This is a genomic window from Citrobacter sp. LST-B2, from assembly GCF_057983045.1.
In genome coordinates this window covers 3,553,467-3,577,394 of the sequence record NZ_CP192598.1, presented here as the reverse complement: position 1 = coordinate 3,577,394, position 23,928 = coordinate 3,553,467, and the positions used below count along the sequence as shown (strand labels likewise).

General features: G+C 55.7%; 20 protein-coding genes. 18 read left to right on the top strand and 2 right to left on the bottom strand.

Annotated features, from left to right (window positions below):
* Nucleotides 1-12 precede the first annotated feature (12 nt).
* From iscU to sseB, 8 genes are all read left to right on the top strand, one after another.
* Entirely contained in the window at nt 13-399 is a 387-nt protein-coding gene (gene iscU, locus ACQ0PY_RS17285) for a Fe-S cluster assembly scaffold IscU (protein WP_002913991.1), read from the top strand.
* A gap of 19 nt (nt 400-418) precedes the next feature.
* Entirely contained in the window at nt 419-742 is a 324-nt protein-coding gene (gene iscA / locus ACQ0PY_RS17280; protein ID WP_003037681.1) for an iron-sulfur cluster assembly protein IscA, read from the top strand.
* A 76-nt stretch (nt 743-818) separates the two neighbouring features.
* On the top strand, nt 819-1,334 hold the full coding sequence (gene hscB / locus ACQ0PY_RS17275) for a co-chaperone HscB (protein ID WP_042999820.1): 516 nt from the start codon (nt 819-821) through the stop codon (nt 1,332-1,334).
* A 15-nt stretch (nt 1,335-1,349) separates the two neighbouring features.
* Nucleotides 1,350-3,200: a Fe-S protein assembly chaperone HscA gene (gene hscA / locus ACQ0PY_RS17270; protein ID WP_044253086.1), complete on the top strand. Its 1,851-nt coding sequence runs from the start codon at nt 1,350-1,352 to the stop codon at nt 3,198-3,200.
* A 1-nt stretch (nt 3,201) separates the two neighbouring features.
* Nucleotides 3,202-3,537 carry an ISC system 2Fe-2S type ferredoxin gene (fdx, locus tag ACQ0PY_RS17265; protein ID WP_044264903.1) on the top strand — a complete coding sequence of 112 codons (336 nt, stop codon included), beginning with the start codon at nt 3,202-3,204 and terminating at the stop codon, nt 3,535-3,537.
* 11 nt (nt 3,538-3,548) lie between these two features.
* On the top strand, nt 3,549-3,749 hold the full coding sequence (gene iscX, locus ACQ0PY_RS17260; protein ID WP_042999823.1) for a Fe-S cluster assembly protein IscX: 201 nt from the start codon (nt 3,549-3,551) through the stop codon (nt 3,747-3,749).
* Between the two features lie 53 nt (nt 3,750-3,802).
* A complete protein-coding gene (pepB, locus tag ACQ0PY_RS17255) occupies nt 3,803-5,086 on the top strand; it encodes an aminopeptidase PepB (protein ID WP_058586952.1) in 1,284 nt (427 codons plus the stop codon).
* Between the two features lie 107 nt (nt 5,087-5,193).
* Nucleotides 5,194-5,970 (top strand): enhanced serine sensitivity protein SseB, encoded by a 777-nt coding sequence (gene sseB, locus ACQ0PY_RS17250; RefSeq protein ID WP_054176541.1) that lies wholly within the window; start codon nt 5,194-5,196, stop codon nt 5,968-5,970.
* A gap of 36 nt (nt 5,971-6,006) precedes the next feature.
* Here the strand turns inward: sseB and timP are convergent, their stop codons facing one another.
* Both timP and sseA read right to left on the bottom strand, forming a co-directional pair.
* On the bottom strand, nt 6,007-6,123 hold the full coding sequence (gene timP / locus ACQ0PY_RS17245; protein WP_369862412.1) for a small toxic inner membrane protein TimP: 117 nt from the start codon (nt 6,121-6,123) through the stop codon (nt 6,007-6,009).
* Between the two features lie 355 nt (nt 6,124-6,478).
* Nucleotides 6,479-7,330: a 3-mercaptopyruvate sulfurtransferase gene (gene sseA, locus ACQ0PY_RS17240; RefSeq protein ID WP_109740509.1), complete on the bottom strand. Its 852-nt coding sequence runs from the start codon at nt 7,328-7,330 to the stop codon at nt 6,479-6,481.
* 208 nt (nt 7,331-7,538) lie between these two features.
* Between sseA and ACQ0PY_RS17235 the strand changes: the two genes are divergently transcribed.
* From ACQ0PY_RS17235 to der, 10 genes are all read left to right on the top strand, one after another.
* Complete coding sequence (locus ACQ0PY_RS17235) at nt 7,539-12,470, top strand: alpha-2-macroglobulin family protein (RefSeq protein WP_109740508.1); 4,932 nt, start codon at nt 7,539-7,541, stop codon at nt 12,468-12,470.
* Nucleotides 12,471-14,783: a peptidoglycan glycosyltransferase PbpC gene (gene pbpC / locus ACQ0PY_RS17230; protein ID WP_109740507.1), complete on the top strand. Its 2,313-nt coding sequence runs from the start codon at nt 12,471-12,473 to the stop codon at nt 14,781-14,783.
* A gap of 135 nt (nt 14,784-14,918) precedes the next feature.
* A complete protein-coding gene (ndk, locus tag ACQ0PY_RS17225) occupies nt 14,919-15,350 on the top strand; it encodes a nucleoside-diphosphate kinase (protein ID WP_042999829.1) in 432 nt (143 codons plus the stop codon).
* Nucleotides 15,351-15,509: 159 nt separating this feature from the next.
* Entirely contained in the window at nt 15,510-16,676 is a 1,167-nt protein-coding gene (gene rlmN, locus ACQ0PY_RS17220; RefSeq protein WP_042999830.1) for a dual-specificity RNA methyltransferase RlmN, read from the top strand.
* 287 nt (nt 16,677-16,963) lie between these two features.
* Nucleotides 16,964-17,965 carry a cytoskeleton protein RodZ gene (gene rodZ / locus ACQ0PY_RS17215; protein ID WP_109740506.1) on the top strand — a complete coding sequence of 334 codons (1,002 nt, stop codon included), beginning with the start codon at nt 16,964-16,966 and terminating at the stop codon, nt 17,963-17,965.
* Nucleotides 17,966-17,991: 26 nt separating this feature from the next.
* The gene (gene ispG / locus ACQ0PY_RS17210; RefSeq protein WP_042999832.1) at nt 17,992-19,110 is read left to right on the top strand and encodes a flavodoxin-dependent (E)-4-hydroxy-3-methylbut-2-enyl-diphosphate synthase; all 1,119 of its coding nucleotides are present in this window, start codon (nt 17,992-17,994) and stop codon (nt 19,108-19,110) included.
* A gap of 110 nt (nt 19,111-19,220) precedes the next feature.
* Nucleotides 19,221-20,495 carry a histidine--tRNA ligase gene (gene hisS, locus ACQ0PY_RS17205; protein ID WP_042999833.1) on the top strand — a complete coding sequence of 425 codons (1,275 nt, stop codon included), beginning with the start codon at nt 19,221-19,223 and terminating at the stop codon, nt 20,493-20,495.
* Nucleotides 20,496-20,508: 13 nt separating this feature from the next.
* The gene (locus ACQ0PY_RS17200) at nt 20,509-21,129 is read left to right on the top strand and encodes a YfgM family protein (RefSeq protein WP_109740505.1); all 621 of its coding nucleotides are present in this window, start codon (nt 20,509-20,511) and stop codon (nt 21,127-21,129) included.
* 10 nt (nt 21,130-21,139) lie between these two features.
* On the top strand, nt 21,140-22,318 hold the full coding sequence (bamB, locus tag ACQ0PY_RS17195) for an outer membrane protein assembly factor BamB (RefSeq protein ID WP_044264887.1): 1,179 nt from the start codon (nt 21,140-21,142) through the stop codon (nt 22,316-22,318).
* 118 nt (nt 22,319-22,436) lie between these two features.
* Nucleotides 22,437-23,909, top strand: a complete 1,473-nt coding sequence (der, locus tag ACQ0PY_RS17190; RefSeq protein WP_042999836.1) for a ribosome biogenesis GTPase Der — start codon at nt 22,437-22,439, stop codon at nt 23,907-23,909.
* Nucleotides 23,910-23,928 lie beyond the last annotated feature (19 nt).

The following is a 23,928-nucleotide window of genomic DNA, read 5'->3' as shown; positions in this document are numbered from 1 at the left end:
GGAGAATTCATCATGGCTTACAGCGAAAAAGTAATCGATCATTACGAGAATCCACGTAACGTGGGCTCTTTTGACAACAGCGACGAGAACGTCGGTAGCGGCATGGTGGGTGCACCAGCCTGTGGCGACGTGATGAAGTTGCAGATCAAAGTTAACAATGAAGGTATCATTGAAGACGCGCGTTTCAAGACTTACGGCTGCGGTTCCGCTATCGCCTCCAGCTCCCTGGTTACCGAATGGGTGAAAGGGAAATCACTGGACGAAGCACAGGCGATCAAAAATACCGATATTGCCGATGAGCTTGAGCTGCCGCCAGTGAAAATTCACTGTTCTATTCTGGCAGAAGACGCGATCAAAGCCGCCATTGCGGACTACAAAAGCAAACGTGAAGCAAAATAAGAAGAGTTGAGGTTTTATTATGTCGATTACACTTAGCGACAGTGCAGCAGCGCGAGTAAATACCTTCCTGGCGAACCGTGGTAAAGGGTTTGGCCTGCGTCTGGGCGTGAGAACCTCCGGCTGCTCAGGTATGGCGTATGTACTGGAATTTGTTGATGAACCGGCGGCAGAAGACACCGTGTTTGAAGACAAAGGCGTTAAGGTTGTGGTCGACGGAAAAAGCCTGCAATTTCTGGACGGAACGCAGTTAGACTTCGTGAAAGAAGGTCTGAACGAAGGGTTCAAGTTCACAAACCCGAACGTGAAAGACGAGTGTGGTTGCGGCGAAAGCTTCCACGTGTAACGCGCGTCATCCGAAAACCCCGCCGTGGCCTTGCTACGTGTGGGGTTTGTTCTAACAGGCTACCCCTGAGAATGTTATGGACTACTTCACCCTCTTTGGCTTACCGGCCCGTTATCCGCTCGATATTCAGGCGCTGAGCCTTCGTTTTCAGGATCTGCAACGCCAGTATCACCCTGATAAATTTGCCAGCGGTACCCAGGCGGAACAGCTTGCTGCCGTCCAGCAATCCGCCACTATCAACCAGGCCTGGCAAACGCTGCGCCATCCCCTGATGCGCGCAGAATATCTGCTTTCGCTACACGGTTTTGATCTCAGCAACGAGCAGCACACGGTGCGCGATACCGCGTTCCTGATGGAACAACTGGAACTGCGTGAAGAACTCGATGAGATCGAACAGACGAAAGACGAGGCGCGGCTGGAACAGTTTATTCAGCGCGTGAAAAAGATGTTTGATAGCCGCCATCAGTTGATGGTGGAACAACTGGATAGCGAGACGTGGGACGCCGCGGCCGATACCGTGCGTAAACTGCGTTTTCTCGATAAACTGCGAAGCAGTGCAGAACAACTCGAAGAAAAACTGCTCGATTTTTAAACTTCGGAAGCAATTATGGCCTTATTACAAATTAGTGAGCCTGGTCTGAGCGCAGCGCCACACCAGCGTCGTCTGGCTGCGGGTATCGATCTCGGGACCACCAACTCTCTGGTCGCAACCGTGCGTAGCGGTCAGGCGGAAACGCTGGCCGATCACGACGGTCGTCATCTGCTGCCGTCCGTCGTTCACTATCAGCCGCAGGGCCACACGGTCGGCTATGATGCGCGCGCTAATGCCGCGCTGGATACCGCCAATACTATCAGTTCAGTGAAACGCATGATGGGACGTTCACTGGCGGATATTCAGACTCGCTACCCGCATCTGCCATACCGTTTCCAGGCAAGTGAAAATGGCTTGCCGATGATTGAAACGGCGGCGGGTTTGCTAAATCCGGTCCGTGTTTCAGCCGATATCCTGAAAGCGTTGGCGGCGAGAGCCTCTGAGTCGCTTTCCGGCGATTTGGATGGCGTGGTGATTACCGTACCGGCGTACTTTGACGATGCACAGCGTCAGGGGACCAAAGATGCCGCACGCCTGGCGGGCCTCCATGTGCTGCGCCTGCTCAATGAACCGACCGCTGCGGCGATTGCCTACGGTCTGGATTCCGGCAAAGAGGGCGTCATTGCAGTGTATGACCTCGGTGGCGGAACGTTTGATATTTCTATTCTGCGCCTGAGTCGCGGGGTGTTCGAAGTGTTGGCGACAGGCGGGGATTCCGCGCTTGGCGGCGATGACTTCGACCACCTGCTGGCGGATTACATCCGTGAACAGGCGGGAATTGCCGATCGCAGCGATAACCGCGTGCAGCGCGAACTGCTGGATGCCGCCATCGCGGCGAAAATCGCGCTCAGCGATACCGAGTCAGTCACGATTAACGTGGCGGGCTGGCAGGGCGAGATTACCCGCGAACAGTTTAATGAACTCATTTCTGCGCTGGTTAAGCGTACGCTGCTTGCCTGTCGTCGTGCCCTGAAAGATGCCGGCGTTGAGGCGCAAGAGGTGCTGGAAGTGGTGATGGTTGGCGGTTCCACGCGCGTACCGCTGGTGCGTGAACGTGTGGGCGAATTCTTCGGTCGCCCGCCGCTGACGTCAATCGACCCGGATAAAGTGGTGGCGATTGGCGCGGCAATCCAGGCGGATATTCTGGTTGGTAATAAACCGGACAGTGAAATGCTGCTGCTCGACGTGATCCCGCTGTCGCTGGGACTGGAAACGATGGGCGGCCTGGTGGAGAAGGTGATTCCGCGTAACACTACGATTCCGGTGGCGCGCGCGCAGGACTTTACTACCTTCAAAGACGGCCAGACCGCGATGTCTATCCACGTCATGCAGGGTGAACGTGAACTGGTGCAGGACTGCCGTTCGCTGGCGCGCTTTGCCCTGCGTGGTATTCCGGCGCTCCCGGCAGGCGGCGCGCATATTCGCGTGACCTTCCAGGTGGATGCAGACGGTCTGCTGAGCGTCACTGCGATGGAAAAATCCACCGGCGTTGAGGCTTCTATTCAGGTGAAACCGTCCTACGGTCTGACCGACAGCGAAATTGCCTCAATGATTCAGGATTCGATGAGCTTTGCCGAGCAGGACGTAAAAGCCCGTATGCTGGCAGAGCAGAAAGTCGAAGCGGCGCGCGTTCTGGAGAGTTTAACCGGCGCGCTGACCGCTGATGCCGCGCTGCTAAGCGCCGCAGAACGTCAATTGATCGACGATGCCGCCGCTCACCTGAGCGAAGTGGCGCTGGGCGATGATGTTGACGCTATCGAACAAGCCATTAAAAACGTAGACAAACAAACCCAGGAATTTGCCGCTCGCCGTATGGATCAGTCGGTCCGTAGCGCGCTGAAAGGCCATTCCGTGGACGAGGTTTAATATGCCAAAGATTGTTATTTTGCCTCATCAGGATCTCTGTCCGGATGGCGCAGTTCTGGAAGCTAAGACCGGTGAAACCATTCTTGACGTTGCGCTGCGCAACGGTATCGAGATTGAGCACGCCTGCGAAAAATCCTGTGCCTGTACGACCTGCCACTGCATTGTGCGTGAAGGTTTTGACTCCCTGCCGGAAAGCACGGAAGAAGAAGACGACATGCTGGATAAAGCCTGGGGACTGGAGCCGGAGAGCCGTTTAAGCTGTCAGGCTCGCGTAACCGGGGAGGATTTGGTGGTCGAAATCCCACGTTACACAATCAATCATGCTCGTGAGCATTAACAGAGGGTAGTATGGGACTGAAGTGGACCGATAGCCGCGAAATCGGTGAAGCGCTGTACGATGCGTTCCCCGATCTCGATCCAAAGACCGTTCGTTTCACCGATCTTCATCAGTGGATCTGCGATCTTGAGGAATTTGATGACGACCCTGACGCATCCAATGAAAAAATTCTGGAGGCGATTCTGCTAGTCTGGTTAGATGAAGCAGAGTAAGTCACATAACGGGCTGCCATGAGGCGGCCCGTTTGCTAATAAGGATAAATAACATGACAGAAGCCATGAAAATTACGCTTTCCACACAACCTGCTGACGCACGCTGGGGTGAAAAAGCCACATACAGTATCAATAACGATGGTATTGCCCTGCACCTTAATGGGAAAGATGACCTGGGTCTTATTCAGCGCGCGGCACGTAAAATCGACGGCCTTGGCATCAAGCATGTGCAACTGGCAGGCGAGGGCTGGAATGCAGACCGCTGCTGGTCATTCTGGCAGGGCTACAAAGCGCCGAAAGGCAGCCGAAAAGTAGAATGGCCAGAGCTGGACGACGTACAGCGTCAGGAGCTGGATAACCGTCTGACCATTATTGACTGGGTGCGTGACACCATTAACGCACCGGCGGAAGAGCTGGGGCCAGAGCAACTGGCGCAGCGTGCCGTTGACCTGCTGTGCAGCGTGGCGTGCGATCACGTCTCTTACCGTATTACCAAAGGCGAAGATCTGCGTGAGCAGAACTATATGGGGCTGCATACTGTGGGGCGCGGCTCTGAACGTCCTCCGGTCCTGCTGGCGCTCGACTACAACCCGACAGGAGATAAAGAAGCCCCGGTTTTTGCTTGCCTGGTCGGGAAAGGGATCACCTTTGATTCCGGCGGTTACAGCATCAAGCAGAGTGCCTTTATGGACTCCATGAAGTCCGACATGGGCGGTGCCGCAACGGTAACCGGCGCGCTGGCGTTTGCGATCACGCGCGGTCTGAACAAACGCGTGAAGCTGTACCTGTGCTGTGCGGATAACCTGATCAGCGGTAACGCGTTCAAGCTGGGCGATATCATCCACTATCGCAACGGTAAAAACGTCGAAGTGATGAATACCGACGCGGAAGGGCGTCTGGTGCTGGCGGATGGCCTGATTGACGCCAGCGCGCAGAAGCCAGAGCTGATCATTGATGCTGCGACGCTGACCGGAGCCGCGAAAACCGCGCTGGGTAACGACTACCACGCGCTGTTCAGCTTCGATGACCAACTGGCGAACCGCCTGCTGGCAAGCGCAGCCGAAGAAAACGAGGCGTTCTGGCGTCTGCCGCTGGCGGAATTCCACCGCAACCAGTTGCCGTCTAATTTTGCCGAGTTGAACAATACCGGCAGCGCGGCGTATCCGGCAGGGGCGAGCACAGCCGCAGGATTCCTGTCGCACTTTGTGGAAAACTACCAGCAGGGCTGGCTGCATATCGACTGTTCGGCGACCTACCGCAAAGCGCCGGTTGAGCAGTGGTCTGCCGGCGCGACCGGTCTGGGTGTGCGCACTATTGCAAATCTACTGACTGCCTGAAAGGTGTTTTTGTAGGCCGGGTAAGCGAAGCGCCACCCGGCATTTTGCCTGGTAGCGACGCAGTGCGTCTTATCAGGCCTGCAACCCATAGATAATTTGTGATCTCTATGTCCGAAACAAAAAACGAATTAGAAACCCTGCTGGAGCAGGCGGCGACTGAACCCGCACACCGTCCGGCATTTTTCCGCACCCTGTTGGAATCCACTGTCTGGGTACCTGGTACTGCGGCAGACGGCGAAGCGATTGTCGAAGACAGCGCGCTCGATCTTCAGCACTGGGAAAAAGAAGATGGCACCACCGTTATCCCTTTTTTCACCTCGCTGGCAGCGTTGCAGCAGGCCGTCGAAGATGAGCAGGCGTTTGTGGTGATGCCAGTACGGACGCTGTTTGAAATGACGCTCGGCGAAACGCTGTTCCTCAACGCCAAATTGCCGACGGGTAAAGAGTTTATGCCTCGCGAAATCAGCCTGCTGATGGGGGAAGAGGGCAATCCACTGAGCACGCAGGAAGTGCTGGAAGGTGGGGAATCGCTGATTCTCTCCGAAGTTGCCGAACCGCCAGCACAGATGATCGATTCGCTCACGACGCTGTTTAAGACCATCAAGCCGGTGAAGCGTGCGTTTCTCTGCTCAATTAAAGAGCGCGCGGACGCTGAGGCTAATCTGCTGATTGGTATTGAGGCCGATGGCGATATTGAGGAGATTATTCAGGCTGCGGGCAGTGTGGCAACTGATACGCTACCGGGCGATGAACCGATCGATATCTGTCAGGTGAAAAAAGGGGAGAAAGGGATCAGCCACTTTATCACCGAACACATCGCGCCGTTCTACGAACGCCGCTGGGGCGGGTTCCTGCGTGATTTCAAACAGAACCGAATTATTTAAGTGAAGGAAAGCCGCCCCGAAAGGCGGCATCCTCGTTTACCTGCCCTGGTCGCTGGTCTTTACGAGAACAGAATTACTGGGGTAACTCTGGTCTGCGTGAAGGCACAACACACCAGAAACAAGAAGCACGATACAGACGTACCGTATCGTCATTGTGCGGTCCATGCAAAGACCGCTTCACGACAGCACCACTGGCGATAATGCCGTGACAGCAAGCACTACGACATGCCTGCGCTAACGGCCAAGGGACATCCTTTTCTGAAGCCAGTGCCCGCTTGCGAGGCGGCGAAAAGGGCCGGGAAGAATGATACATCAACTTCCTAATAGTTTCCTGGCTAACTAACTTGACATTATTTTCCTTAAAAGAGAGTATTACCCCACTACGGCATGCCTGCGTTGCTATGGCAACACAGCCAGCTGGAAAGGCCGCGAACCGGACCAGCACAAAAAAACCGCTCAAATGTTTGAGCGGTTTTTTTGTGGGCGAAGCTGACTAAGAAATCAGAATTTATTTAGCGTCAGCCGGTTCTACCGGTAAATCGGTACGCGATCCCCATTCACTCCACGCGCCGTCGTACAACGTGACGTCTGGCACGTCCAGCGTCGCAAGCGCCAGCACGACGACGGCTGCCGTCACGCCAGAACCACAACTGGCGATAATCGGACGATCAAAACTGACGCCGTGGCGAAAGAAGATGGCATCCAGTTCGTCGGTTGTTTTCAATTCGCCTTCCTGAACCAGTTCTGTCCACGGCACGTTTAAGGCGCCGGGTATATGACCGCGTCTGAGACCTGGACGCGGCTCGTCGACTTCAGCATTAAAACGTGCTGCCGGGCGGGCATCGACAATCTGTGCGCTTTTCTCATGGCTGGCGAGCAGGACGTCGGTGACGCGCACGACGGCTTCAGAGGTAAACGCTGCATCAAACTCACCTTCCGGGAGTTCGACGTTACCTTCCTGTAGCGGCAACTCATCACGTTGCCAGCCCGCCAGACCACCACCCAGAATGGACACGTTCTCCACGCCAAAGGTGCGCAGCATCCACCACGCGCGCGGGGCGGAGAACAGACTACCCTCGTCATACACGATCAGATGTTTATCCTGATGAACCCCCAGTTCACGCATCGCCACGGCGAAGCTTTCCGGGCGTGGCATCATATGCGGCAGAGGTGAAGTGTGGTCGGAGAGCGCTTCGATATCGAAAAACACCGCACCCGGGATATGTCCCGAGCGATACTCTTGCGCAACGTCGCGGTCTTTCTGTCCTGGCGGCGCCATGCGGGCGTCGATAATTTGAATCTGCGGATCGTCAATATGCTCGGCAAGCCAGTCGGCGGCGACAAAAAAGGCGGTAGTCATGGGGATCTCCATGTTTATCAGGTGTCCGGTAAATTGTCAGGCCTTTGTCGACAGGGGACAAGTAAAAGAGGCTGATTTGTCCGGTGATCCCACATTTCTTAATTAAATTCAGACAAGATGGGAGGGGAAAGAGACTTACACAAAGTGAAATCTCACGCATAATAACGATTCTACGTTGCTAACGGGCCATACTGGCCAGGGATGAAAAATGAAACACATACGCGTAGTCGCCTGCATGCTCATGCTGGCGCTGGCTGGGTGCGACAACAACGATAAAGCTCCGATAGCGGCAAAAAACGACGCTCCCGCCGCGGAAAAGAAAGCAGAAAAAGATACCGCGCAGTTGCAGAAACTGGCCCGAGAAAGCGAGGGCAAAGCGCTGACGCTGCTGGATGTCTCAGAGGTGCAGCTGGACGGTGCATCGACGCTGGTGTTGACCTTTTCCATCCCGTTAGATCCTGAACAGGATTTTGCCCGTCTCGTCCACGTGGTGGATAAAAAAAGCGGCAAAGTCGATGGCGCATGGGAACTGTCGCCGAATCTGAAAGAGCTGCGTTTACGCCACCTGGAACCGAATCGTGACCTGCTGGTGACCATTGAGCGCGATCTCAGGGCGCTGAACAACGCGACCTTCGAAATCAACTATGAGAAAAGCCTCACCACGCGTGATATTCAACCCAGCGTGGGTTTTGCCAGCCGTGGTTCACTGCTGCCGGGGAAAGTGGTGGAAGGGCTGCCCGTGATGGCGCTCAACGTGAACAACGTAGACGTTAACTTTTTCCGCGTGAAACCTGAATCGCTGGCAGCCTTTGTCAGTCAGTGGGAGTACCGAAATTCGATGTCCAACTGGGAGTCCGACAATCTGCTGAAAATGGCGGATTTGGTCTATACCGGTCGCTTTGATCTCAATCCTGCGCGTAACACCCGCGAAAAACTTCTTCTGCCGCTGAGCGAGATTAAGCCGTTGCAGCAGGCCGGTGTCTACGTTGCGGTGATGACCAAAGCCGGGCAGTACGAGTACAGCAACGCCGCAACGTTGTTCACGCTCAGCGACGTCGGCGTATCGGCACATCGCTATCAGAACCGGCTCGATGTGTTTACGCAAAGTCTGGAGAATGGTGCCGCGCAGCAGGGGGTAGATGTCGCTTTGCTGGATGAAAAAGGACAGACCCTGGCGAAAGCGACCAGCGATGCGAAAGGCCATGTACAGCTTGAAAATCACCAGAATGCCGCGCTGTTGCTGGCGCGTAAAGAGGGGCAAACCACGCTGCTGGATCTGAAACTCCCGGCGCTGGATTTAGCAGAATTCGACATCGCGGGGGATCCCGGCTACAGCAAACAGTTCTTTATGTTTGGCCCGCGCGATCTCTACCGTCCTGGCGAGACGGTGATCCTCAACGGTCTGCTGCGTGACAGCGACGGCAAGACGCTGCCCGATCAGCCAGTGAAACTGGAGGTCGTTAAACCGGACGGCCAGGTGATTCGTACTGTCGTCAGTCAACCGGATAACGGGTTGTATCACTTTACTTATCCGCTGGACAGCGGTGCGCCAACCGGAATGTGGCACATTCGCGCCAACACGGGCGATAACCAAAGCCAGATGTGGGATTTCCACGTTGAAGATTTCATGCCGGAGCGAATGGCGTTGAATCTCACCAGTCAGGAAACGCCTTTGTCGCCGTCTGATAAGGTGACGTTCTCGGTGGCGGGCTACTACCTCTACGGCGCCCCGGCGAATGGCAATGCGCTGCAAGGGCAGCTGTACCTGCGCCCACTGCGTGATGCCGTGCCGTCACTGCCCGGCTTCCAGTTTGGCAATATTGCCGAGGAGAACCTGTCGCGCAGTCTCGATGAAGTCCAACTGACGCTGGATGAAACCGGGCGTGGTGACATTAGCACCAATAGCGAGTGGCGTGAGACCCACTCACCGTTGCAGGTGATCTTGCAGGCCAGCCTGCTGGAGTCCGGTGGTCGTCCTGTTACGCGTCGCGCTGAGCAGGCGATCTGGCCGGCAGACACATTACCGGGTATCCGCCCGCAATTTGCCGTTAAAGCGGTATATGACTACCGCACCGATACTACGGTGAATCAGCCGATTGTTGATGAAGACAGCAACGCCGCTTTTGACATTGTCTATGTCGATGCCCAGGGAGAGAAGAAAGCGGTCTCCGGCTTACAGGTGCGTTTGATTCGAGAGCGTCGCGACTACTACTGGGACTGGCTGGAAAGCGAAGGCTGGCAGTCGCGCTTTGATCAAAAAGATCTGGTGGAAGGTGAGCAGACGCTGGATCTGAAAGCCGATGAAACCGGCAAAGTGACATTCCCGGTCGAATGGGGTGCCTACCGACTGGAAGTGAAAGCGCCAAACGATGCGATCAGTAGCGTCCGTTTCTGGGCAGGTTACAGTTGGCAGGATAACAGTGATGGCAGCGGGGCGGCTCGGCCGGATCGCGTGACATTGAAGCTGGACAAACCGGCCTATCGTCCGGGCGACACCATGAAGCTGCATATTGCAGCACCGGCGGCGGGGAAAGGCTATGCGATGGTAGAATCCAGTGAAGGTCCGCTGTGGTGGCAGGAAATTGATGTCCCGGCGCAGGGGCTGGATCTCTCCATTCCGGTCGATAAATCGTGGAATCGCCACGATCTCTACCTGAGCACGCTGGTGGTGCGTCCGGGAGATAAATCTCGTTCTGCAACGCCGAAACGTGCCGTAGGCTTGCTGCATTTACCGCTGGGAGACGAAAACCGACGTCTGGAGCTGGCGCTGGAAAGCCCGGCTAAAATGCGTCCGAACCAGCCGTTGACCGTGAAGATCAAGGCCAGCAGTAAAAACGGCGAGACGCCAAAACAGGTTAACGTCCTGGTGTCGGCAGTGGATAGCGGCGTGTTGAACATTACCGATTACGTTACGCCGGATCCGTGGCAGGCCTTCTTTGGACAAAAACGCTACGGCGCGGATATTTATGACATTTATGGTCAGGTGATTGAGGGCCAGGGGCGTCTGGCCGCACTGCGCTTTGGCGGTGATGGCGATGAACTGAAGCGCGGTGGTAAACCGCCGGTCAACCATGTAAATATCGTGGCGCAGCAGGCGCAACCGGTCACGCTCAATGAGCAGGGTGAAGGCAGTGTGACGCTACCGATTGGCGATTTTAACGGCGAGCTGCGCGTGATGGCGCAGGCGTGGACGGCGGATGACTTTGGCAGCAATGAAAGCAAAACTATTGTCGCCGCCCCGGTCATTGCTGAGCTGAATATGCCGCGCTTTATGGCCGGTGGCGATACCTCGCGACTGGTGCTGGACGTGACCAACCTTACCGATCGACCACAGTCACTGAACGTGACGCTGGCCGCCAGCGGACTGATCGAACTGGTCAGCGACCAGCCTGCGCAGGTCAATCTGGAGCCGGGCGTGCGCACGACCTTGTTTGTTCCTGTTCGTGCAAAAGAAGGATTTGGTGATGGTGAGCTGCAGGCCACGTTAAGTGGATTGAACGTGCCGGGAGAAGACATCGGACCGCAGCAAAAGCAGTGGAAGATTGGCGTACGTCCGGCATTCCCGGCGCAAACGGTCAATAACGGCGTGATGCTGCAACCGGGGGAAAGCTGGACCCTTCCTGAAGAAGGGGTGATGAACTTCTCGCCGGTGACGGTACAGGGCCAACTGTTGTTCAGTGGTAAACCGCCGTTAAATCTGGCGCGCTATATTCGCGAACTGAAGGCGTATCCATACGGCTGTCTGGAACAAACCACCAGTGGCCTGTTCCCGTCGCTTTATACCAATGCCGCGCAGCTACAAGCGCTGGGCATCGCGGGTGATACCGACGAGAAGCGTCGTGCGGCAATCGAAACCGGGATTGCCCGCCTGTTACAAATGCAGCGTGATAACGGTGGTTTCGCGCTGTGGGACAAAAATGGTCCGGAAGAGTACTGGCTGACCGCCTATGCGATGGATTTCCTGGTTCGGGCGGGTGAGCAGGGCTATAGCGTTCCAGCGGCGGGGATCAATCAGGGCAATGCGCGCCTGCTGCGATACCTGCAGGATCCGGGAATGATGTCGATTCGCTACTCCAGCGATACGCAGGCAAGCAAATTTGCCGTGCAGGCTTATGCCGCGCTGGTCCTGGCGCGGCAGCAAAAAGCCCCACTTGGCGCGCTGCGCGAGATCTGGGAACGGCGCAGTCAGGCGGCATCCGGCTTACCGCTGCTGCAATTAGGTATAGCGTTGAAAACGATGGGGGACGCGAAACGGAGTGACGATGCGGTTGCGCTGGCGCTCTCCACCCCGCGTCACGATGAACGTCAGTGGCTGGCTGATTACGGTAGTCCGCTTCGCGATAACGCCCTGATGCTGGCGTTGCTGGAAGAGAATAACCTTAAGCCGGACGTCCAGAACTCGCTGCTGAACACGCTCTCTGAACAAGCGTTTAGTCAGCGCTGGCTGTCAACGCAGGAGAATAATGCGCTGTTCCTGGCAGCCCGTTCGCTGCAGGATCTACCCGGTACCTGGCAGGCGCAGACTTCTCTTGCGGAGCAACCGCTGACGGGCGATAAAGCACAAACCCGTAATCTGGATGCCGATCAACTTGCGGCGTTGCAGGTGACGAATAACGGTGCTCAACCGATGTGGTTGCGCCTGGACGTGAGCGGCTATCCACAATCGGCTCCGGCACCTGCCAGCAATGTGCTGCAGATTGAGCGTCATATTCTGGGCAGTGACGGGCAGAGCAAATCGCTGGATTCCCTGCGTAGTGGTGAACTTGTTCTGGTCTGGCTGGAAGTGAAAGCCAGTCAGGATGTACCGGATGCGTTGGTGGTGGATCTGCTGCCAGCCGGGCTGGAACTGGAAAACCAGAATCTGGCAAACGGTAGCGCCAGCTTGCAGGACAGCGGCAGCGAGGTGCAAAACCTGCTCAATCAAATGCAGCAGGCAGATATTCAGCACGTTGAGTTTCGGGATGACCGCTTTGTTGCCGCCGTGGCCGTGAATAGTGGACAGCCGGTGACGCTGGTCTATCTGGCGCGAGCGGTGACGCCGGGAACCTATCAGGTGCCGATGCCCATGGTAGAATCGATGTATGTTCCACAATGGCGGGCGACCGGTGTAGCCGGGGACATTCTGATTGTTAAGCCGTAAATGGGGCGATTAACCGGCAAACGCGGCGGTTGGCTTTGGCTGACCGCCGCGTCTGTTTTACTCGTTTGCGCCGTCTGGGTGGCAGATAAAATCTGGCCGCTGCCTTTACGTGAGGTCAATCCGGCGCGGGTGGTCGTGGCCCATGACGGAACGCCACTGTGGCGGTTTGCTGACGCGGATGGCATCTGGCGCTATCCGGTAACGCCTGAAGAGGTCTCTCCGCGTTATCTTGAGGCGCTCATTAACTACGAAGACCGCTGGTTCTGGAAACATCCGGGGGTAAACCCTCTCTCCATTCTTCGTGCCGCCTGGCAGGATCTCTCCTCCGGACGGGTGATTTCTGGCGGCAGTACGCTGACCATGCAGGTAGCGCGATTACTCGATCCACATCCCCGCACTTTTGGCGGTAAGTTTCGCCAGCTCTGGCGCGCTCTGCAGCTCGAATGGCATCTCTCAAAACGCGACATCCTGACGCTGTACCTCAATCGTGCGCCGTTTGGCGGCACGTTGCAGGGAATTGGCGCGGCCAGTTGGGCCTATCTCGGAAAACCTCCGTCACAGCTCAGTTACTCTGAAGCCGCGTTACTGGCGGTATTACCGCAAGCACCGAGTCGACTGCGCCCTGATCGCTGGCCGGATCGGGCAGAAGCTGCGCGCAACAAAGTGCTTGAGCGGATGGCAATGCAGGGGATTTGGTCGCCGCACCAGGTGGAGGAATCACGTGAAGAGCCGGTCTGGCTGACGCCTCGCCAGATGCCGCAACTGGCACCGCTGTTCTCGCGGATGATGTTGGGTAAAAATCAAGGCGACAAAATTGTCACCACCCTGGATGCCGGGCTGCAACGACAGCTGGAAGAGCTGGCACAAAACTGGAAGGGCAGGCTGCCAGCGCGAAGTTCGCTGGCGATGATCGTCGTCGATCACACTGACATGAGCGTGCGTGGCTGGGTCGGTTCGGTCGATCTGAATGATGCCACGCGTTTCGGTCATGTGGATATGGTCAAGGCGATTCGATCGCCCGGTTCCGTGCTTAAGCCTTTTGTCTATGGGCTGGCGCTGGATGATGGATTAATCCACCCGGCGTCTTTATTGCAGGATGTACCGCGCCGTAGTGGGGATTATCGTCCTGGTAATTTTGACAGCGGTTTTCATGGCCCTGTCAGTATGAGCGAAGCGCTGGTGCGCTCGCTGAATTTACCTGCGGTACAGGTGCTTGAGGCCTACGGTCCGAAGCGTTTTGCCGCACAATTACGTAATAGTGGACTGCCGCTGTATTTGCCTGCGGGCGCGACTCCTAATTTGTCGCTTATTTTGGGGGGCGCAGGCTCGCGGCTTGAGGATATGGTCGCGGGGTACAGCGCTTTTGCTCGCCACGGCAAAGCGGGAAAACTGCGTTTGCAGCCGGGCGATCCCCTTGTCGAACGCAGACTGATGTCGCCCGGCGCGGCGTGGATCATCCGGCGTATTTTGGCCGATGAAGCGCAGCCGCTGCCGGATAGCGCGCTTCCCCGGGTGGCCCCGCTGGCGTGGAAAACGGGCACCAGCTATGGTTATCGCGATGCGTGGGCGATTGGCCTCAATGCTCGCTATGTCATCGGTATCTGGACGGGCAGACCGGACGGTACGCCCGTTGCCGGACAGTTCGGTTATGCCAGTGCAATCCCGCTGCTCAATCAGGTAAACAACCTGCTCTTAGCCCGTGGCGCCTCGCTGCCGGAAGATCCGCGCCCGCAGTCGGTCACCCGTGGCGTTGTGTGCTGGCCTGGCGGGCAATCTCTTCCTCCTGGTGACAGCAATTGTCGGCGTCGTCTGGCCACCTGGCTGCTGGAAGACGTGCAGCCGCCCACGCTGTTGCTGCCGGAGCAGGAAGGGGTGAGCGGTATTCGTTTCCCGATCTGGCTGGATAAGGCAGGCCGACGCGTTGCCGCTGATTGTCCGCAGGCGCAAGAACAAATGCTGATTGTCTGGCCGTTGCCGCTTGAACCGTGGTTGCCCGCCGCTGAGCGTCGCCGTGCGCGCTTGCCGTTATCCTCAACGGTGTGTCCGCCGCACGGGCAGGATCCCGCATTACCACTGTTGCTGTCTGGCGTGCGTGATGGCGCAATCGTCAGACGTTTACCGGGGGCTACAGAGGCGAGCGTAACGCTTCAGAGCAGCGGCGGCACAGGAGAGCGCTGGTGGTTCCTTAATGGCGAACCGCTACAAGAACGTGGGCGCGGTGTCACGTTACGTCTGCGCGAAAAAGGTGACTATCAGCTACTGGCGATGGATGAGAGCGGGCAGGTTGCGACGGTGAGGTTTACGTTGCAGTAGACCAGGTTGACACTTTTTGTTGCTAATGCTCATCTTATTTTAAAAAAATGTTACCTTCATCCATATGCAATAGCCGGGATGCTCTTTATAATCCGCGCCAGGTAAAACACAACAGAACATCTTTCAGAGGTAATCATGGCTATTGAACGTACTTTTTCCATCATCAAGCCAAACGCGGTGGCAAAAAACGTTATTGGTAATATCTTTGCGCGCTTTGAAGCAGCAGGGTTCAAAATCGTCGGTACCAAAATGCTGCACCTGACCGTTGAACAGGCGCGCGGTTTCTATGCTGAGCATGATGGCAAACCGTTCTTTGACGGTCTGGTCGAGTTCATGACCTCTGGTCCTATCGTGGTGTCCGTGCTGGAAGGCGAAAACGCGGTACAGCGTCACCGCGATCTGCTGGGTGCAACCAACCCGGCTAACGCCCTGGCGGGTACGCTGCGTGCCGACTACGCCGACAGCTTCACTGAAAACGGGACTCACGGTTCGGATTCCGTGGAATCCGCCCAGCGCGAAATCGCCTATTTCTTCGGTGAAGGCGAAGTGTGCGCTCGCACTCGCTGATCCCTTCGGGAATAATTTTCGGTAAATGCCGCGTGCAAACGTGGCATCCTTGCGCCAGACTTTGTACAATGCAACGCCCCGGATGAGCACTGCTTACCGGGGCGTTTCTTTTCAACCTCCCATGGGCCATAACGTGTAACAACGAGGCCGGAAAAAATTATGTCTGAATTAGTTAACACTTCCGAAATCATCACCCCTGCGGTTCCTGCGAAAAATGGCAAAATCAACCTGCTGGATCTGAACCGTCAGCAGATGCGCGAATTCTTTAAAGAGATGGGTGAGAAGCCGTTTCGCGCTGACCAGGTGATGAAATGGATGTACCACTATTGCAGCGACAACTTTGATGAGATGACTGACATCAACAAAGTGCTGCGCAACAAGCTCAAAGAGGTGGCGGAAATCCGCGCACCGGAAGTGGTTGAAGAACAGCGCTCCTCCGATGGCACCATCAAATGGGCAATTGCCGTGGGCGATCAGCGCGTCGAAACGGTGTATATCCCGGAAGATGATCGCGCTACGCTGTGCGTCTCTTCGCAGGTGGGTTGTGCGCTGGAATGTAAATTCTGTTCAACCGCACAGCAGGGTTTTAACCGTAACCTGCGCGTTTCTGAAATTATTGGTCAGGTCTGGCGTGCGGCGAAAATTGTCGGCGCGGCGAAAATCACCGGTCAGCGTCCAATCACCAACGTGGTGATGATGGGGATGGGGGAACCGCTGCTCAACCTGACTAACGTTGTGCCAGCCATGGAAATCATGCTTGATGATTTCGGCTTCGGTCTGTCCAAGCGTCGCGTCACGCTGTCGACTTCCGGCGTCGTGCCTGCGCTCGACAAATTAGGTGACATGATTGACGTCGCGCTGGCGATTTCGCTGCACGCGCCGAATGACGACATTCGTGACGAAATTGTACCAATCAACAAAAAGTACAATATCGAAACCTTCCTGGGCGCGGTTCGCCGCTATCTGGAGAAATCCAATGCCAACCAGGGACGCGTCACTATTGAATACGTCATGCTGGATCACGTTAACGATGGCACAGAGCATGCGCATCAACTGGCAGAGTTGCTGAAAGACACGCCTTGTAAAATCAACCTGATCCCATGGAACCCGTTCCCGGGGGCACCTTATGGACGTAGTTCTAATAGCCGTATTGACCGTTTCTCTAAGGTGCTGATGAGCTACGGCTTTACCACCATTGTGCGTAAAACGCGCGGTGATGATATTGACGCTGCCTGCGGACAACTGGCGGGGGATGTGATTGACCGGACTAAACGTACTCTACGTAAGCGTATGCAGGGTGAGGCTATCGACGTTAAAACCGTCTGATGCACATTGCGCCAAAGCCGGATTTTTGTGCTGTGGCGCAATGTAATTTGCATGAGGGCCAGGGTTGTACTTGTCCGGTCAATAATAACGGTGCGTTTTTGTCGACTTTAAGGCAGTATGTACGGCGCGACAATAGTTTAGCCCTCAGGCTTAAGCTGTTTTTGTTAAGAGTCAGCAGAGAGGTTTATACTGTTTGACTCAGGTTGACTGAACCGATTTTCGCGGTGTGGGTGGGCATTGTGACTCACCGGCGCCTGAACCCTAATTTTCACCAGCAGCTGTAGCGAATGAATACTGAAGCCACTCACGACCAACATGAAGCACAATCCACCGGCGTTCGCCTACGTAATGCCCGTGAACAACTCGGACTCAGCCAGCAGGCTGTCGCTGAGCGACTTTGCCTGAAGGTATCCACCGTACGCGACATTGAAGACGATAAGGCGCCTGCCGACCTGGCATCAACGTTCCTGCGCGGATACATTCGCTCTTATGCACGTCTGGTCCATATTCCTGAAGAAGAACTGTTACCGGCTCTGGAGAAACAGGCTCCGGTTCGTGCGGCGAAAGTGGCACCGATGCAGAGCTTCTCATTAGGCAAGCGTCGTAGAAAGCGTGATGGCTGGTTGATGACGTTTACCTGGCTGGTGCTGTTTGTGGTGGTCGGCCTGACGGGCGCATGGTGGTGGCAAAACCACAAAGCGCAGCAGGAAGAGATCTCCACGATGGCCGATCAATCCTCTGCTGAGCTGAACGCCAACAGCGAAAACACACAAAGCGTGCCGCTGGACACCAGCGCGACGGCAACTCAGGACAACACACCAGCGGCAACCGGTCCGGCGGAGACGGTGCAAACGCCTGCGCCGACGACGGCACCTGCGGTTGACCCGCAGCAGAACGCCGTAGTCGCGCCTTCTCAGGCCAACGTTGATACCGCTACAACCTCTCCTGCGACACCGGCGACACCGGCAACGCCGGATGGCGCTGCACCGTTGCCGACCAATCAGGCGGGTGTGGAAGCCGCTGCGGATCCAAACGCGCTGGTGATGAACTTTACTGCCGATTGCTGGCTGGAAGTCAGCGATGCGACAGGTAAAAAGCTGTTCAGCGGAATGCAGCGTAAAGATGGTAATTTAAACCTGACCGGTCAGGCACCTTACAAGCTTAAAATTGGCGCGCCGGCTGCGGTGCAGATCCAGTATCAAGGAAAACCTGTCGATCTGAGCCGTTTTATCAGAACTAACCAGGTTGCGCGTCTGACCCTAAATGCCGAACAATCACCGGCGCAGTAATAGACGGGTAACGCGGGAGATTTTTCATGCATAACCAGGCTCCAATTCAACGTAGAAAATCAACGCGAATTTACGTTGGGAATGTGCCGATTGGCGATGGGGCTCCCATCGCCGTCCAGTCGATGACCAACACGCGGACCACGGACGTGGAAGCGACGGTTAATCAGATCAAAGCGCTGGAACGCGTTGGCGCTGACATTGTTCGTGTCTCCGTACCCACGATGGATGCCGCAGAAGCCTTCAAACTGATCAAGCAACAGGTTTCTGTTCCGCTGGTCGCCGACATTCACTTCGACTACCGTATTGCGCTCAAAGTGGCGGAATACGGCGTTGACTGCCTGCGTATTAATCCAGGCAACATCGGCAATGAAGAGCGTATCCGCATGGTGGTGGATTGCGCGCGCGACAAGAATATCCCGATTCGTATCGGAGTTAACGCCGGATCGCTGGAAAAAGATCTGCAGGAAAAGTACGGCGAACCCACGCCGCAGGCCTTGCTGGAATCGGCAATGCGCCATGTGGATCATCTCGATCGTCTGAACTTTGATCAGTTCAAGGTCAGCGTAAAAGCGTCTGATGTTTTCCTCGCCGTTGAATCCTATCGCCTGCTGGCGAAGCAAATCGATCAACCACTGCATTTAGGGATCACCGAAGCCGGTGGTGCGCGCAGTGGTGCGGTGAAATCGGCAATCGGTCTTGGTCTGCTGCTGTCCGAAGGGATTGGCGATACGCTGCGCGTTTCGCTGGCTGCCGATCCGGTGGAAGAGATTAAGGTTGGCTTCGATATCCTGAAGTCTCTGCGCATTCGTGCTCGCGGGATAAACTTCATCGCCTGTCCGACCTGCTCGCGTCAGGAGTTTGACGTGATCGGTACGGTCAACGCCCTGGAGCAGCGTCTGGAAGACATCATTACGCCGATGGACGTTTCCATCATTGGCTGTGTCGTTAACGGACCGGGTGAAGCACTGGTTTCGACGCTGGGCGTGACGGGCGGTAACAAAAAAAGCGGCCTCTATGAAGACGGCGTGCGAAAAGATCGCCTGGATAACAGCGATATGATTGACCAGCTTGAAGCCCGTATCCGCGCCAAAGCGACGATGCTCGACGAAGCGCAGCGGATTAACGTGCAGCAGGTTGAAAAATAATAACGTGATGGGAAGCGGCGTGCTTCCCGTGTATGATTGAACCCGCATGGCTCCCGTATCGCTCGGGGAAGCGCTGAGGGTTCATTTTTATATTCAGAAAGAGAATAAACGTGGCAAAAAACATTCAAGCCATTCGCGGCATGAACGATTATCTGCCTGGCGAGACCGCCATCTGGCAGCGCATTGAAGGCACACTCAAAAACGTGCTCGGCAGCTACGGTTACAGTGAAATCCGCTTGCCGATTGTAGAGCAGACCCCGTTATTCAAACGCGCGATCGGCGAAGTGACCGACGTGGTTGAAAAAGAGATGTACACCTTTGAGGACCGCAATGGCGATAGCCTGACGCTGCGTCCGGAAGGCACGGCGGGCTGTGTACGCGCCGGCATCGAGCATGGTCTCCTGTACAATCAGGAACAGCGCCTGTGGTACATCGGGCCGATGTTCCGCCACGAGCGTCCGCAGAAAGGGCGCTATCGTCAGTTTCATCAGTTGGGTGTCGAAGCCTTTGGTCTGCAAGGGCCGGATATTGATGCCGAACTGATTATGCTTACCGCGCGCTGGTGGCGTGCGCTGGGTATCGCTGAACATGTCAATCTTGAGCTGAACTCCATCGGATCGCTGGACGCGCGTGCAAACTACCGCGATGCGCTGGTGGCATTCCTGGAGCAGCATGTTGAGAAACTGGACGAAGACTGCAAACGTCGCATGTACTCCAACCCGCTGCGCGTGCTGGATTCAAAAAATCCGGACGTACAGGCGCTGCTCAACGATGCTCCTCAGCTTGGCGACTATCTGGATGACGATTCCCGCGAACACTTTGCTGGCCTGTGCAAACTGCTGGAAGCCGCAGGGATTGCCTACACTGTCAACCAGCGTCTGGTTCGTGGCCTCGACTACTACAACCGCACCGTGTTTGAGTGGGTCACCAGCAGCCTGGGCTCACAGGGCACCGTCTGTGCGGGCGGTCGTTATGACGGACTGGTTGAGCAACTCGGCGGTCGCGCGACGCCGGGAGTGGGCTTTGCAATGGGCCTGGAACGCCTTGTTTTACTGGTTCAGGCAGTTAATCCGGAATTTAAAGCCGATTCTGTTGTCGATATATACCTGGTCGCTTCAGGTGCGGATACGCAGTCTGCGGCAATGACACTGGCTGAGCGCGTGCGTGATGAAATCCCGGGCGTGAAGCTAATGACAAACCACGGCGGCGGCAACTTTAAGAAACAGTTTGCCCGAGCTGATAAATGGGGTGCCCGCGTTGCACTGGTGCTTGGCGAGTCCGAAGTGGCTGCCGGTACTGTTGTAGTGAAGGATTTGCGCTCCGGTGAGCAAACTGAAGTTGCACAGGATAGCGTTGCAACGCATTTGCGCACGTTAATGGCTTAAGGAGAAGGACTGCGTGGAAATTTACGAGAACGAAAACGATCAGGTTGAGGCGATTAAACGCTTCTTTGCCGAGAACGGCAAAGCCCTGGCTGTTGGGGTTATTTTAGGTGTTGGTGCGCTGGTAGGCTGGCGCTACTGGAACAATCATCAGATTGAGTCCGCACGCTCTGCTTCTCTGTCATATCAAACCGTGGTGAGTTCGCTCAGCGCGGGTAAAGCGGAAGACCTGTCAGCCGCAGAGAAATTTGCTGCCGACAATAAGAACACCTACGGCGCGTTAGCGTCGATGGAACTGGCGCAGCAGTTTGTCGATCAGAATCAACTTGAGAAGGCCGCAGCCCAGCTTCAGCAGGGACTGGCCGCCACGAGTGATGAGAATCTTAACGCAGTGATCACGCTGCGTCTTGCTCGCGTTCAGATTCAACTCAAGCAGGCGGATACGGCGCTGAAAACCCTGGAGAGTGTGAAGGGTGAAGGATGGGCGGCGATTGTTGCCGATCTGCGCGGCGAAGCGCTGCTGAGCAAAGGTGATAAACAAGGTGCGCGTAGTGCGTGGGAAACGGGCGTGAAAAGTAACGCCTCCCCGGCACTGAGCGAAATGATGCAGATGAAAATCAATAATTTGTCCATCTGAGAGGGACCCGATGCAATTGCGTAAATTACTTCTGCCAGGGCTGCTTTCCGTTACCCTGTTGAGCGGCTGTTCACTGTTTAGTGGCGAAGAAGACGTTGTTAAAATGTCCCCATTACCGGTGGTTGAAAATCAGTTTACCCCGTCTACGGCCTGGAGCACGTCTGTAGGCAATGGTATCGGCGATTTCTATTCCAACCTCCACCCGGCGTATGCCGATAACGTGGTCTACGCAGCCGATCGCGCTGGCGTGGTGAAAGCGTTAAATGCTGATGACGGCAAAGAAGTCTGGTCGGTGAACCTGGGTGAGAAAGATGGCTGGTTCTCGCGTTCGTCAGCGCAGTTGTCTGGCGGCGTAACGGTTGCAGGCGGTCACGTCTATATCGGCAGCGAAAAAGCGCAGGTTTATGCGCTGAACGCAGCGGACGGTACGGTTACGTGGCAAACCAAAGTGGCTGGCGAAGCGCTTTCCCGTCCGGTAGTCAGTGACGGCATGGTGCTGATTCATACCAGCAACGGTCAGTTGCAGGCACTGAACGAAGCCGATGGCGCCATTAAGTGGACCGTGAACCTGGATATGCCTTCGCTGTCACTGCGTGGCGAATCTGCGCCGGCAACCGCCTTTGGTGCGGCCATTGTCGGTGGCGATAACGGCCGCGTGAGCGCCGTACTGATGCAGCAAGGCCAGATGATTTGGCAGCAGCGTATTTCTCAGGCGACCGGTTCTACAGAGATTGACCGTCTGAGCGATGTGGACACCACCCCGGTCATCGTCAATGGCGTCGTTTACGCCCTGGCTTATAATGGTAACCTGACCGCGCTGGATCTGCGCAGTGGTCAGATCATGTGGAAACGTGAACTGGGCTCGGTGAATGACTTTATCGTCGACGGCAACCGTATCTATCTGGTGGATCAGAATGACCGCGTACTGGCGTTGACGACCGATGGCGGCGTTACGCTGTGGACGCAAAGCGATCTGCTGCACCGTCTGCTGACTTCCCCGGCGTTGTATAATGGCAACCTGGTGGTGGGTGACAGCGAAGGGTATCTGCACTGGCTTAACGTCGAAGATGGCCGTTTTGTGGCTCAGCAGAAAGTAGACAGCTCCGGCTTCCTGACTGAACCGGTCTCAGCCGATGGCAAGCTGCTGATCCAGGCCAAAGACGGTACCGTGTATTCCATTACACGTTAATCGTCCTGGTCGTACGCTTTAAAAAACGGCTCCTGGTGCAGGGGCCGTTTTCCTGTTTTTAACAACAGCGCAAAAATCGCGTCTGTTGTCTGATGATTTTTAAAATGAGGCTTTAAACATGGTACCTGTGGTCGCGCTTGTCGGGCGCCCTAACGTCGGAAAATCCACGTTATTTAACCGTCTAACTCGCACCCGAGATGCGCTGGTGGCGGATTTCCCGGGTCTGACTCGTGACCGTAAGTACGGTCGTGCGGAGATTGAAGGCCGTGAGTTTATCTGCATTGATACCGGCGGGATTGATGGCACCGAAGATGGCGTAGAAACCCGTATGGCGGAACAGTCGCTACTGGCAATTGAAGAGGCGGATGTGGTGCTGTTCATGGTGGATGCGCGCGCTGGCCTGATGCCTGCCGATGAAGCGATCGCCCAGCATTTACGCTCTCGTGAAAAACCGACGTTCCTGGTCGCCAACAAAACGGACGGACTCGATCCGGATCAGGCTATCGTTGATTTCTACTCGCTGGGCCTGGGTGAAATCCATCCGATCGCCGCGTCTCATGGCCGTGGCGTGCTCAGTCTGCTGGAACACGTTCTGCTGCCGTGGATGGACGATGCCGCGCCGCAGGAAGAGGTGGACGAAGACGCCGAATACTGGGCACAGTTTGAAGCTGACGAGAACGGTGAAGAAGAGCCTGAAGATGACTTCAATCCGCAGGATCTGCCGATTAAGCTGGCTATTGTCGGTCGTCCGAACGTCGGTAAGTCCACACTGACTAACCGTATCCTGGGTGAAGACCGCGTGGTCGTTTATGATATGCCGGGCACCACGCGTGACAGTATTTATATCCCGATGGAACGTGATGAGCGCGAATACGTGCTGATCGATACCGCCGGGGTACGTAAACGCGGGAAAATCACCGATGCGGTAGAAAAATTCTCCGTTATCAAGACGTTGCAGGCGATAGAGGACGCTAACGTGGTGTTGCTGGTGATTGATGCCCGCGAAGGTATCTCTGACCAGGATTTGTCGCTGCTGGGCTTTATCCTCAATAGTGGGCGCTCACTTGTTATCGTAGTGAACAAGTGGGATGGCCTGACTCAGGAAGTGAAAGAGCAAGTGAAAGAGACGCTGGACTTCCGTCTGGGCTTTATCGATTTCGCGCGTGTGCATTTTATCTCTGCGTTGCATGGCAGCGGTGTCGGCAACCTGTTTGAATCCGTCCGCGAAGCCTATGACAGCTCCACCCGTCGCGTTAGCACGGCGATGCTGACCCGAATCATGACGATGGCGGTTGAAGATCATCAGCCACCGCTGGTCCGTGGTCGTCGCGTGAAACTGAAATATGCTCATGCGGGGGGCTATAACCCGCCGATTGTGGTGATTCACGGTAACCAAGTCAAAGACCTGCCGGATTCCTATAAGCGCTACCTGATGAACTACTTCCGTAAATCGCTGGAAGTGATGGGGACGCCGATCCGTATTCAGTTTAAAGAGGGCGAGAACCCGTATGCCAACAAGCGCAATACGCTGACCCCGACTCAGATGCGCAAGCGTAAACGTCTGATTAAGCACATCAAAAAAAGCAAATAATTCATTACGCCCTCTCCCG